Genomic DNA, 13,107 nt, shown 5'->3' on the forward strand with positions numbered 1-13,107 from the left:
AAGCCAGAAATGTTAAATTTCTGGCTTTCTATCAGCGGTTAGCCTTATTTTTTATGTTCATCCGCCGAAGGACCGTACAATCCAGGAACTGGGATATCCAATAATCGTAAATAAACGGTCGCCTGTCCGCGATGGTGGATCAGGTGGTTATGGATGATGAACCTGAAAGCACCGATCTTAGGAACCTCCGAGATAACATGATCACCTACATGCAGCTTCCATTTTTTTGACCATTCCTCATCATCAAAAACATTTACGGTTTCTACGTTCTTTTGATAATCTGCTTCCAATCTTTCTTTGATCTCTGCTACAGAAGTAGGTTTGAACGGTCTATAATCCGTCATTAAGTTAAAGCTGTCCTTGGTTAGGCCCGCAGCTACCCAGCTGTGCAGTTCTACGATATGCCCCAATAAGTCGCCTAAGGACATTGATTTTTCATGTGGTTTGTAGGATAAATGCTCATCCGATACACGCTCCAATAACCTTTTGGTATTATTGGTTTCATGTTCCATCTCAATTAAAAAGCCTTGTTTAATGCTCATGATTTTGCTGTTTTTGTTTCTTACGAATTTAACCAAAATCCCTTGAAAATTCCTATCTTGTTGTTCTTTAAAACACCTAAGCAAATGAAAAGATTACTGATCTTTTGTATCCTGATTTCTTTCTTCGGGCTACAAATCCGGGCACAATCCACCGATGCCTATTACGTAAAAACACATTATGACAAAATTGAACAATATATTACGATGCGGGATGGCGTCAAATTGTTCACCGCGATCTATGTTCCGAAGGATCAATCCCAAAAATATCCCATCCTTTTAAATAGAACTCCATACACCGTAGCTCCTTATGGAAAGGACAGCTATAAGAACAGCCTGGGAAATTTCCCTGACATGATGAAGGCTGGCTATATTTTCGTGTATCAGGATGTTCGTGGAAAATGGATGAGCGAGGGTACTTTTGAAGATATCCGCCCGACAAGGACCAAGGAGAATAAGCATCAGATCGACGAAAGTACAGACACCTATGATACGATCGATTGGTTGGTGAAAAACCTGAAGAACAATAATGGAAAGGTGGGCATGTACGGGATCTCCTATCCGGGTTTTTATGCAACGGCAGGACTGATCGGATCTCACCCTTCTTTGAAAGCCGTTTCGCCGCAGGCACCAGTAACCGATTGGTTTATCGGGGATGATTTCCATCATGGCGGAGCTTTATTTCTGATGGATGCTTTCCGATTCATGCACGTCTTTGATGCCCCAAGACCAAAACCGATCACCGATAAGGAAGGTCCGAAAGGTTTTGAATTGGCATCAAAGGATTACTCGAAATTCTTTATGGATAACCCAACGCTTTCAGGATTGAAGAAAAAATACCTCAGCCATACCGTAAAATTTTGGGATAACCTCGCGAAACATTCCACCTTGGATACGTTTTGGATGGCCAGGACCATTACCCAGCATTTAAACGATGTAAAACCAGCGGTTATGGTCGTTGGCGGAACTTTCGATGCGGAGGATACCTATGGCGCTTTTGAAACTTATAAACAGATCGAGAAGAGGAATAAGAACAATAATTCCATTCTGGTAATGGGACCTTGGTTCCATGGAGGCTGGGTTCGATCAAAAGGAGATTCTTTTGGGGATATCCGGTTTGGCGAAGAAACCAGTACACATTATCAAAATACATTTGAATTGCCTTTCTTTGAGTATTACTTAAAGGGGAAGGGGGATTTTAAGGCTGCCGAGGCGAATGTATTCTTCACCGGTTCCAATGAATGGAAAACCTTTGATACTTGGCCAAGCCAGAATACCACAACCTCCAGTTTATTCCTACAGGCGGATGGGAAATTAAGTCCTAAGCAACCTGCAAAGAGCCATCCCTTTTTAGAATACAAATCTGACCCGAATAAACCGGTTCCTTTTCAGGAAGGCATCATCAGCAATAGAACTCGGGAATATATGGTTGCCGATCAACGCTTTGTATCGAACCGGCCGGATGTATTGGTCTTTGAAACGGAGGTTCTGGAAAATGACCTGACCATGGCGGGTTCCATCATCGCTGATCTTCATGTTTCCATGACAGGAACCGATGCTGATTTTATTGTAAAGGTTATTGATGTTTATCCAGATACCAGTACGGCCACTTCTCCTGTGAGCAAAGATATCGTGATGCCCAACTACCAGATGCTGGTCCGTGGGGAGATTCTTCGTGGGAAGTTCAGGAACAGTTTCAGCAAACCAGAACCATTCACGCCGAATGAGATCACGAATGTGAAAGTCAATCTGCCAGATGTAGCCCATACCTTTAAAAAAGGCCATAAAATCATGGTTCAGATTCAACATACCTGGTTTCCTTTAGCAGATCGGAATCCGAATCAGTTTATGGATATCTACCAGGCAAAGGCCACTGATTATATTAAAAATACCCATAGGCTGTATGTAGATCCGGAACATCCGAGCAAAATCAACTTCTCGGTATTGAAATAATTTTTAGATATATATTTTTGTAACAAATCATGCCGAATACCTACTAATGATTAAAAACAACAACATTGATATGAAGAGACTAACTTTAAAGAGATTATTCACAACCGCATTCGCTTTGCTTTTTTCTGTGGCACTTTTTGCACAGGAGAACACTTTACTATGGAAGATTTCAGGAAATGGATTGACCAAGGATTCTTATCTATTCGGAACCTTGCATATGGCATGTGCCGAGGATTTTAAAATGGAAGATAAGGTGAAGGAAGTTGCTCAAAAAGCTGAAGCCATTGCCTTCGAAATCGATATGGCGAATCCTGAAAATATGACCAAGGTACAGGAGTTCATGAAACCAAACCTGGAATTCTTTAAAGATTTTGACCCAGCAAAAAAGAAGGTAATTGATAGCATCATGACCAGCTATCAAATTCCTCCCGCTATTTTTGATCAGGTGGCTCCTGCAGCAGTGATATCTATCCTTTCCATGCGTTCATTTGCCTGTTCGGACTTTAAAACGGTTAAGATGATGGAAAATGAGATCCGCAATTTACCTGCAGTTAATGGTAAGCCTATTGCGGAACTAGAAACCGTTGAATTCCAATTCAACCTTTTGAACAACCTGTTTTCGCCTGAGGATTTCTACAATTACCTAACTATAGAGGGAGGATTGGAAGCATCGACAAAGAAATTGGTACAGGCCTATTTTTCAGAGAACCTAAAGGAAATCGAGAACCTGACTTTGAAATCTGGTTATCTAAGTGAAGAAGAACAAGCGAAATTTCTAGATGAACGTAATCATACCTGGATGGAAAAAATGCCAAATATGATGAAAGAAAAGGCTTATTTATTTGCTGTAGGTGCTGGGCATTTGGTAGGCAAGAATGGTATGATCGAATTGTTGAAAAAACAAGGGTATAAATTAACTCCGATTTTAGATTAAATACAATTGTTTAATAAAGGGCGGTTCTACTAGGACTGCCTTTTTTTATGCTAAATTCGTTATTATTTATATGCTAAAGATTCTTCGCCACTATTGGCATTTTATAAAAAACCCTTCAGATCGCAGATTATGGCCTATCCATCCATCTGCCCGTACTAAAGTCTTTTTCACCATCTTTCTTTTAGATGTATCCATTTTAATCCTCATCTTTCCTATTTACATGTTGATTGATTACATCAATCCCATGGTAAGTACAATGGATAATACATTTGAAACACCTTGGAACGTATTTTGGATGGGTGTTATTTTCGTACCATTAGTTGAAGAGATCCTATTTCGATTTTTGATCAAGTATAAAGGTTTCTATGGTTTTATTATTTCCCGAAATACATGGCGTAAGTATTACCGATGGATTTTTTACAGTAGCGTAATCCTCTTCGGGTTTGTGCATTTAGGCAATTTTGATAATAATAATTTCTTATTTTATTTTCTTTCCCTATTCATCGTCCTTTCCCAATTGATAGGCGGAATTAGTTTGGGTTTTATCCGCGTTCGCATTAATTTTTTTGCGGCTTTTCTACAGCATGCCCTATGGAATTTAATGGCTTTTTCTTTGGGATTGGTTATCATCCAGCTCCACAATCCACTAATCAAATTAAATGAAAATCATATACAATTGGAGGTCAATGAATCCAACTTCAGAGATCGTTCTATTGAAAAATTTGATATGATTAGTAAAAACGATCGGATTTATAAACTAGATATAAAACAGTATGCCTTAGCGGAAGTGATTGACAGTATTTATGGAAAGGATAAGTATCAGGTTTATGATATTTATTTAAATTTAAAATTAGAAACGCAAGAAGGTATAAGTAAAGATTCCTTATTGCAGGAATTACAAAAAGAGTTAACTATTCTAGAAAAATCGGAGGAGTAATTTTAAATTACTCCTTAATTCTTTTTACTATCCATGCGGCAATAACCATGCAGGCTCCTGCCAATGCTAGGCCTAAAATAGGTTGGTTTCCTAAAAGGTGCTTAATAATCATACCTCCAAAAAATCCGGAAATAATCTGAGGGAAGGTGATGAAGAAATTGAAAATCCCCATATAAACACCCATCTTTTTTGCCGGAAGGCTATCGCTTAGGATAGCATAAGGCATAGCAAGAATACTTCCCCAAGCTATCCCGATTCCGATCATAGGTAAGATCAATAAGTACTCCGACCGAATAAAGAACATGGATACAAGCGAGATTCCACCGATGGCCAAACCCAGCGCATGGGTATGCGTCCGTCCCAATTTGGATGCTATTTTTGCCAAGAAAAGCGAGTAGATGGCAGATACCGCGTTATAAACCGCAAACAATACGCCTACCCAATTCCCTGCATCGGCAAACAATTGTTTCTTGTCGGCTCCTTTCAAATAAAAGACATGCTCTGCAATGGCCGGTGTGGTATATACCCACATAGTGAATAAAGCAAACCAAGAGAAGAACTGTACCCAGCCCAATTTTTTCATGGTAAGCGGCATCTGTTTGAAGTCCTCCCTCAAACTTGCAAAGAATCCCTTATTGTCTGTTTCCACCTCCTGCACTTCCGCTACCCCTTCAAAACTTGCCAATTCTTTTGGCGAATATTCTTTGGTATTGAAAACTGTCCACAAAACGGTTATGATCAATAAGGCTGCCCCGCAATAAAAGGAATAGATAACATTTAAAGGGACTGAACCATCAACGGCCTTCCCCGATACGCCGAAATAATTGGTAAGCGCATAAGGCAGCATCGATCCAATGACAGCTCCAAGCCCTATGATAAACGTCTGTACGGAGAATCCCAAGCTTCGCTGTTCACTTGGAAGATTATCACCGACCAAAGCACGGAAGGGTTCCATAGTCACGTTGATGGAGGCATCCATAATCATCAACATACCAGCTCCAACCATCAATGGCGGTAAGATGGCAGTAAACCAAGAAATATTGGGCATCAGCAACAAGGCAATGCTCGTTAGGATGGCACCAACAAGAATATAGGGTCTCCTTCTCCCCAGACCGTTCCACGTTCTATCGCTGTAATGGCCTATGATCGGCTGAACAATCATTCCTGTAATGGGCGCAGCCAACCAAAATAGGGAAAGATGTTCCACATCTGCACCAAAGTCCTGTAGGATGCGTGAGGCATTTCCGTTCTGAAGGGCGAATCCGGCCTGTATTCCCATGAATCCTATGCTCATATGGATAATCTGCGCTAAGGACAATCTAGGTTTGCTTAGAGAACTTTTCATGTTCGTTGTTTGGTTAATTGTTGGGGAGCGATATTAATCACATCGCCATTAAATATAATATTTATTTCCTTTCCAGATTTGTTTTGAACTTCAAAATTCCCCTGTGTAACCGTAATTTTAAGGTGTACCTCCCGAAATTGGATATGGAAAGAAAACCGCTTCCAGTTTTTAGGAATAAATGGTTGAAAAGATAACATCCCTTTTTTAACGCGCATACCTGCAAACCCTTCCACGATCGACATCCAGGTTCCGGCCATCGAAGTGATGTGAAGCCCATCCTCCGTATCGTTGTTATAATCATCCAGATCCAACCGCGCTGTCCTTAGATAGAACTCATAGGCCTTCTCGGGATTTCCAATTTTCGCTGCAATGATGGCATGCACACAAGGCGACAGAGAACTCTCATGTACGGTGAGGGGTTCGTAGAACGCATAATTCCGTTTAATGGTTTCCAGATCATACCTATCCTCTAGAAAATACAGGCCCTGCAATACATCTGCCTGTTTGATATAGCAAGATCTTAAGATCCTATCCCAGCTCCATTTCTGGTTCAGTGGCCTTTCTTTAGGATCCAATTCCGTCACAGGTATCAGTTCCTTATCTAAAAAACCATCTTGTTGCAAGAATACTTTTCTTTTAGCATCATAGGGATAATACATCTTCTCGATGATGGATTTCCATTCTTCCAATTCAGCATCCTTTAATTTCAGCTTTTTGAAAATCTCATGGAACTTCTCCGGCGCATGATCCTGAACAATATGCAAACTTTCCAAGGTATATTCCAAGCACCATGATGCCATGGTATTGGTATACCAATTATTGTTCACATTGTTCTCGTATTCATTTGGTCCTGTAACCCCCAGCATCACGAAAACTTTCTTATCCTCGCTCCAATTGATACGTTGTGCCCAGAATCGAGCAATACCGATCAATACTTCCAAACCGTGGGATGCCAAATAGCCCACATCATCCGTGTATCGGATGTAATTAAATATGGCAAAAGCAATGGCGCCGTTCCTGTGGATTTCCTCAAAGGTGATTTCCCATTCATTATGGCATTCCTCACCATTGATGGTCACCATGGGATAAAGGGCTGCTCCATTTTTGAAGCCCAGCTTTTCTGCATTTTCAATGGCTTTTTCCAGGTGGTGGTAGCGATAGATCAGCAGGTTTTTAGCTACATCCTCGCCCTTGGTAGCCATGTAGAACGGCAAACAATAGGCTTCCGTGTCCCAATAAGTCACCCCACCATATTTTTCGCCCGTGAACCCCTTTGGACCTATGTTCAATCGGGCATCTTCGCCCGTATAGGTTTGGTATAATTGGAAAATGTTGAATCGGATGGCCTGTTGTGCCGATACATCCCCTTCTATCTCAATATCCGCATCCTCCCAAATCTTTGACCAGGCATCTTCCTGCATTTTCATGAGCACTGAAAAATCCTTTTCAAAAAGCCAACTCAATCTTTCTATCCCCAAAGATTCCAGATCTGTTTCCGAGTGGTTCGTGCTGGAATGAATCGCCACATATTTTACCAAGCTTAAGGTAGCATCTTTCACCACATGTTGGTTGATCTTTTCACCAACTTTCGCCACTGCATCAATTTTCTTTTTCTTATTGATTGCTTTCCCTTGGTATTCGAACTTCGAAGCAAGATCCGTACGCACTAAGAATCCGGTCTTTTTGGTTCGCATCGTTAAATGCTGGAAATTCCCTCCTAATTCATGACCTTCGTAATCCCAGAATTTCTCATCGTAATTGCTATCCCTATTCAGCACATTCCCATCAAGATAGGAACTTAAACTGATGTCGATATCACGGTTTAAAGCCTTGATCTGATAATGCAGTGAAGCCGTTTCGGATAAGAACAAATGACACATCCGAATACTTTTAACCTCGATTCTAGCCCCGTTTTCCATCTCCGCTTCAAAGATTCGGATCAACTGACCATTCTTCATGTCAAGTACCCGTTCGAATCGATCCACTTTTACCTTGGCTAGATCCAATCTTTCCCCATCGATGAGCACATGAACACCAATCCAATTGACCGAATTGATCACCTTGGCAAAATATTCTGGATAGCCATTCTTCCACCATCCTACACGGGTTTTATCCGGATAATATACCCCTGCCAAATAAGAACCTTGAAGGGATTTCCCCGAATAATCTTCTTCAAAATTCGCCCGCTGTCCCATCCGTCCATTTCCAATGGAAAATAGACTCTCGGAAATTTCCTGATATGCCGGTCTAAATTCATCTTCGATGATTTGCCAAGCGTCTTTAATAATATAATCTTTCATAAGTAGGAATACTTAAATCGCCTCCACTAAACTATTAACTCGTTCATCATAATCTCTTAATACCGCATCTTTATCCACGGCCACAACTTGCATTCCGGCAGCTATAGCTGCCTCGATACCCGATTGCGCATCTTCAAAGACTACACAGTTTGCTGGATCTGCGCCCAATTTTTCGGCTCCCAAGAGGAAAACCTGAGGATCTGGTTTCGACCTACTGACGGAATTACCATCAATAACCGCATCGAAATATTCTATTATACCGGTTTTCTCTAAAATGGCAGGTGCATTTTTACTGGCAGAACCTAATGCAATTTTCTTATGGTTATCCTTTAACCAACTTAGCAAGGCAATCGTCCCTGGAAGTACATCGCCGGTTTTCATCGTATCCAACAATTCGAGATACCATTCATTCTTCCGTTCGGCCAATTGTTGTTTTTCTGCGTCAGTTTTTTGGACCTCTCCCCAAGCTAAAATTTTGTCTAAGGAGTCCATCCTACTGATACCTTTCAATGCTTCATTTTTTTCAATATCGAAAGGGATTCCCAGCTCATCGGCTAATCGTTTCCATGCCTGATAATGAAATACGGCGGTATCCACCAACACTCCATCCAAATCAAATATGACGGCTTCGGCTTTCTCTAATAATGCAGTGATCTTCTTCATTTATTTATTTTGGAGCTTGTAAATTTTTGTTTCAAATGGTTTCAGGCTAATAATGTCACCTCCAGTTTCTTTTTTATCGGATAGCAAATCAAATAGGCTGTTTGATCCAATCATGCGATCAAAACGATCTAAGGAGATGCTTTTAGCTTCGCTATTGAGGTTCATTATAACCATGATCTTTTGGGAATCATTGTATCGGAAATAAACATAGATATTGTCAATTGGGACATAATGCTGGAGTTTTCCAGTTTGAAGGACAGGACTATTCTTTCTAAAATTGGCCAATTTTTGGATATGCCTAAATATGTCTTCTTCCTGCGCTGTTCTTCCAGTCTGTTGGAACTTATCCACTTTATCACCTGGGAACCCACCTTTAAAATCTTCCCTTAACAACCCATCAGGATTATTAAAGTTTTTCATCAGGATTTCAGCACCATAATAGATCTGTGGAATACCCCTATAAGTCAACAACCAACTCATCGCTGATTTATATTTTTCCACGTTTTCACCAACAACAGAAAAGAAGCGATCCTTATCATGATTATCCAAAAACAGGACATGTGCATAGGGATTGGGATAAAGGTAATCGGCGCCCAAGGTACTATATAACCTATTGGCGCCATCCTTATGCTCTTTAAGGGCATCGGAAATGGCATAGTTTAACTGAAAGTCCGTAACTCCTTCCAATTTAGTGTCCACAGATTGACCAACTTGTTGTCCACCCAGGAAATAAGCCTGGTTGGCAATACCTGGTACCCAGGTTTCTCCAAAGAAACTGAAGGTTGGATATTCTTTTCGGATCCTATCCGTCCAATTTGCCATGAACTGCAGGTCATTGTAGGGATAGGTATCAATTCGGAACCCATCTACACCTGCAAATTCGATCCACCAGATATGACTCTGGGTGATGTAATTTACGACGAAGGGATTTTGTTGATTCATATCCGGCATGGTTTTCACAAACCATCCTTTTTCCATTAGTTCTTTGTCCTCCTTGGCTCCATAAGGGTCAAAAATGGTTTGATCCTTATAGGTGGTTTGGGTAAAGGTTGGCCATTCATGTAGCCAATCGGAAAACGGTTTATCCATGACCGTCCAATGGTAAATACCAACATGGTTCGGAACCACATCATGAACCAGTTTCATCCCCCTTTTATGCAGTTCAGCCCCCAGGTTCTGGTAATCTTGGTTACTTCCAAAACGAGGGTCTACCTGATAATTTTCGGTATTGGCATATCCATGGTAAGACGCTTGGGGCATATCATTAGTTAAGACTGGAGTTAACCATACGGCTGTAATTCCCAGGTCCTTCAAGTAATCGAGTTTGCCGATGAGTCCTTGCAGATCGCCGCCATGTCGATAATACATGGAATCTCTATTGACCGCCATCTCCCGCATTCCTTTTACTCGGTCATTCTTTGGGTTTCCATTTGCAAAGCGATCGGGCATGATGAGATAAATAAAATCGGAGGCATTTACGCCTTGTGCTTTTACCTGCTCTTGGTTTCTATCCATCAGTTGATAGCCATAGCTGAACACTTGTTTATCACGATCGAACAATTGGATAGGATATTCTCCCGATTTCGCGTCTGCAGCAATTTCCATATCCAAGAACAGGTAGTTGGGATTTTCTACTTGATGTTGTTTCAATAGACGAAATCCTGCCTTTGGCGATTTGGCCGTCAACTTCCCAACACCTTGTCCATAAAGGATCAATTGTAGCTTGGAATCCTTCATCCCTACCCACCAATTGATGGGTTCTATGCGCTGGATTTTCTCCTGACCAAAGACAATAAGGGTCTGCAACAGCATAAATATGCTGCTCAAAAGATAGATTCTCATATTAAATAGGTAAGAATAGGGAGCTGGGCTCCCTATCGTTTAGTTTTTAGTAATCTTAGCGGTATATCCAGATGGGTGTAGACTCAATTCGATATCATAAACCCCAGGAGCAGCAATGGCCAAGTTTGGACCATCTTGCGTAAGCTCGGTCAAACTTCCACCCAAGTTGATATCCCAAGCATCATTTGCCCTGAACTTCAATTCACCGGCTGCTAGATTTGCCTTGACTTTCCATACATATGTTCCTTTGCTGTTCGAAAAAGACATATCCGTATCTGCTTCCCAACCACCTGGTGTTGCACTTCCAACGATAGCCCAACTGGTTTTCAGCAATTCATAGGTAAGTGCCTCTGCATCCATGCGGATACGGTAGAAACCAGAGCTTGCAGCTTCTAGGTTTCCTGCTCCGCCATCCTGTAATAATGATCCTGCTGCAGCACCCTTTCCAAAAGCACCATCCCAATTGATGTTGGTTGGTAGGAATTTAAAACCACCTCCGGTCACATCAATATATTCATAGATTTCAAATTTAGTCTTGCTATCTGCATTTTGCAGTTTCATGGCAACGGAAAGTTCTGGAGACCATCCCGCACCAATAGAACCACCTACAATGTACATCACAGGGTTACTTTCCGTAAAGGTGATCGCTTTGAACTTGCTAACCGTTTGCCCATTTGCCTGGTAAGTGATCTTCAATAGGGCATCACCCACCCAAGTATCGTTCGACTTCAGGTCAAATTCCTTTTCAACGATCTTATTCCCTTCCAGGTTTACCTGTTCGGTAAATAAGGCTTCCGAAGAGCTGGAGTCCTTGACCACGGCGAATTCAAAATCAGAAACCATATTACTGATGAATCCTACTTTTAGCGGTTTTCCAACCTGAATGATGGATGTAGTTCCCTGATTGATGGAGACTACCTGTTCATCGATTCCATGCTCCACTTTTTTACAGGAAGCGAAGAACAATATGCTGAGACCAACGATGGCCAATAAGCTATTCTTTATGTTTAATTTCATGATCTTTCTGTTAATTGGTATAACCTGGATTTTGTGTTAAGTTGTTATTGTTCGCCCTGGCTTTTGCCGGAATAGGGAAAAGACGTTTATAGGTTTCTGCAGCATTTGCTGGTTTGAACAATTGCGCATTCTCCCATCTTCCAAAACGGATCATATCCGTTCTACGGGTCAACTCAAAAGTAAATTCCAACGCGCGCTCTCTATAGATGGCATCTAAGGTCAAGCTACTTGCAGTGAATTGTTTAGATGGCGTGCTAGGGAATGCTCTTCCACGAACCATGTTTGCTGCTGTCAATGCTTCGCCCGCATTTCCGTTGGTTGCCCCACGAAGAATAGCCTCGGCTTTCATCAGGTAAACATCTGCCAAACGCATCACCACCACATCATTTCCAGCATTATTGTTCAACTGGTTTTTGTCTGGGTAGTATTTGATACAACGTGCTCCAGCCAAACGACCGCCATCATTTGCACCACCAATATCGAAATCTGATCCTGGTAATAAGTTAAAGCCGTAAGGGTCGATCACAATGTTGACATTGTCATAGACCAAAGGTTGGCCTGTGGAAGTATATTGTTGGCCGTATAACCATTGTTGCTTCCGGATATCATCGTTTTCAAAATAGTCGAAATAGGCAGGCTGTGTACTCCAGCCATTCCAAGGGTTGGTACTCAACTCGAAGGTTTGGCGGTGGGCATAGTGTAATACACGCAAGAAAAGGGTATTACCGCCTGCGCGGGTCGCATCAAATGGAATGGAGAATATAGGTTCTGTACTGGAAGAACCGTTATCTGGCTTAAATTGAGCCAAAAAATCGGCCTCTAAGCTGTATTTTCCTGAGTTGATTACCGCATTGGAATGCTCCACAACTTTATTCCATTGGGCAGTCCCCGCATAAACCTGTGCATTCAAATATACCTTTGCCAATAAAGCATGGGCAAACCATTTCGTCGGTCTGGCATAGGTAGCCTCCGATTTTTCCTCATTCAGATTCGCCAAGTTCTCTTCCAATTCCTTTACGATGAAATCATAGATTTCTGCACGGGGTTTGGTACTAGGCAATTCTGTACCCGTATCAAAGGAAGTAACCAAAGGTAGATTTCCATAGGCGTCCATCATCAGGTAATAATACCAGGCACGCATCACTTTGATCTCAGCCAAAGTTTGGGCTTTGGTATCGGAATCCGGTGCATTTTCCAGGATACTCAATACCCGGTTACAGGTACCGATGGCATTGAAACCCCAATCCCAGGTATTGCTCACCACCTCATGGGAAGACGACCAGGTATGGAAATGCATATCGCGCCATTTTCCACCATCAAACCAGTCACCACCACGGGTTGGCACCACCACTTCGTCTGCTCCTCCCGTTTGTAAACTGAAATAATTGTCGAAATATCCTCTGGCAGAGGTATAAACAGGTCCCGTAACGGCCACAAATTGTTCAGGCGTTTTCGGGAAAGTATCTTCGGTATAGGCCGAGTACATCTTGTCATCAAATTTGGTACAAGATTGACCCGCCAAGGTTAGCCCTAGGGCTACCATTAAATAGAGTTTGCTATAATTTCTTTTCATGACT

The 13,107-nt window shown here is 41.7% G+C and carries 10 protein-coding genes; 3 read left to right on the forward strand and 7 right to left on the reverse strand.

The features are described from left to right. Nucleotides 1–44: 44 nt before the first annotated feature. Nucleotides 45–542, reverse strand: a complete 498-nt coding sequence (locus tag E3D81_RS08025; protein ID WP_134777068.1) for a DinB family protein — start codon at nt 540–542, stop codon at nt 45–47. A gap of 84 nt (nt 543–626) precedes the next feature. Here E3D81_RS08025 and E3D81_RS08030 point away from each other — a divergent pair, with 84 nt between their 5' ends. From E3D81_RS08030 to E3D81_RS08040, 3 genes are all read left to right on the forward strand, one after another. After that, the gene (locus E3D81_RS08030; RefSeq protein WP_134777069.1) at nt 627–2,492 is read left to right on the forward strand and encodes a CocE/NonD family hydrolase; all 1,866 of its coding nucleotides are present in this window, start codon (nt 627–629) and stop codon (nt 2,490–2,492) included. 70 nt (nt 2,493–2,562) lie between these two features. Beyond that, nucleotides 2,563–3,426 carry a TraB/GumN family protein gene (locus E3D81_RS08035; protein WP_167554259.1) on the forward strand — a complete coding sequence of 288 codons (864 nt, stop codon included), beginning with the start codon at nt 2,563–2,565 and terminating at the stop codon, nt 3,424–3,426. 70 nt (nt 3,427–3,496) lie between these two features. Continuing rightward, nucleotides 3,497–4,363 (forward strand): CPBP family intramembrane glutamic endopeptidase, encoded by an 867-nt coding sequence (locus E3D81_RS08040; RefSeq protein ID WP_134777070.1) that lies wholly within the window; start codon nt 3,497–3,499, stop codon nt 4,361–4,363. Between the two features lie 7 nt (nt 4,364–4,370). On the opposite strand, the gene E3D81_RS08045 is transcribed toward E3D81_RS08040, so the two are convergent. The 6 genes from E3D81_RS08045 to E3D81_RS08070 are packed head-to-tail and all read right to left on the reverse strand — an operon-like array spanning nt 4,371 to nt 13,103. Beyond that, nucleotides 4,371–5,708 (reverse strand): MFS transporter, encoded by a 1,338-nt coding sequence (locus E3D81_RS08045; protein ID WP_134777071.1) that lies wholly within the window; start codon nt 5,706–5,708, stop codon nt 4,371–4,373. Next, nucleotides 5,705–8,008: a family 65 glycosyl hydrolase domain-containing protein gene (locus E3D81_RS08050; RefSeq protein WP_134777072.1), complete on the reverse strand. Its 2,304-nt coding sequence runs from the start codon at nt 8,006–8,008 to the stop codon at nt 5,705–5,707. Before E3D81_RS08050 ends, E3D81_RS08045 begins: the two co-directional genes overlap by 4 nt. 12 nt (nt 8,009–8,020) lie before the next feature. Further along, on the reverse strand, nt 8,021–8,671 hold the full coding sequence (gene pgmB, locus E3D81_RS08055) for a beta-phosphoglucomutase (protein ID WP_134777073.1): 651 nt from the start codon (nt 8,669–8,671) through the stop codon (nt 8,021–8,023). Beyond that, nucleotides 8,672–10,513: a glycoside hydrolase family 13 protein gene (locus E3D81_RS08060; RefSeq protein ID WP_134777074.1), complete on the reverse strand. Its 1,842-nt coding sequence runs from the start codon at nt 10,511–10,513 to the stop codon at nt 8,672–8,674. Nucleotides 10,514–10,552: 39 nt separating this feature from the next. Continuing rightward, nucleotides 10,553–11,530 carry a SusF/SusE family outer membrane protein gene (locus tag E3D81_RS08065; RefSeq protein ID WP_134777075.1) on the reverse strand — a complete coding sequence of 326 codons (978 nt, stop codon included), beginning with the start codon at nt 11,528–11,530 and terminating at the stop codon, nt 10,553–10,555. Between the two features lie 10 nt (nt 11,531–11,540). Further along, nucleotides 11,541–13,103 carry a RagB/SusD family nutrient uptake outer membrane protein gene (locus E3D81_RS08070; protein WP_099366845.1) on the reverse strand — a complete coding sequence of 521 codons (1,563 nt, stop codon included), beginning with the start codon at nt 13,101–13,103 and terminating at the stop codon, nt 11,541–11,543. Nucleotides 13,104–13,107: the final 4 nt, after the last annotated feature.

It is taken from the genome of Sphingobacterium sp. CZ-2, assembly GCF_004526235.1.
Lineage (GTDB): Bacteria > Bacteroidota > Bacteroidia > Sphingobacteriales > Sphingobacteriaceae > Sphingobacterium > Sphingobacterium tenebrionis.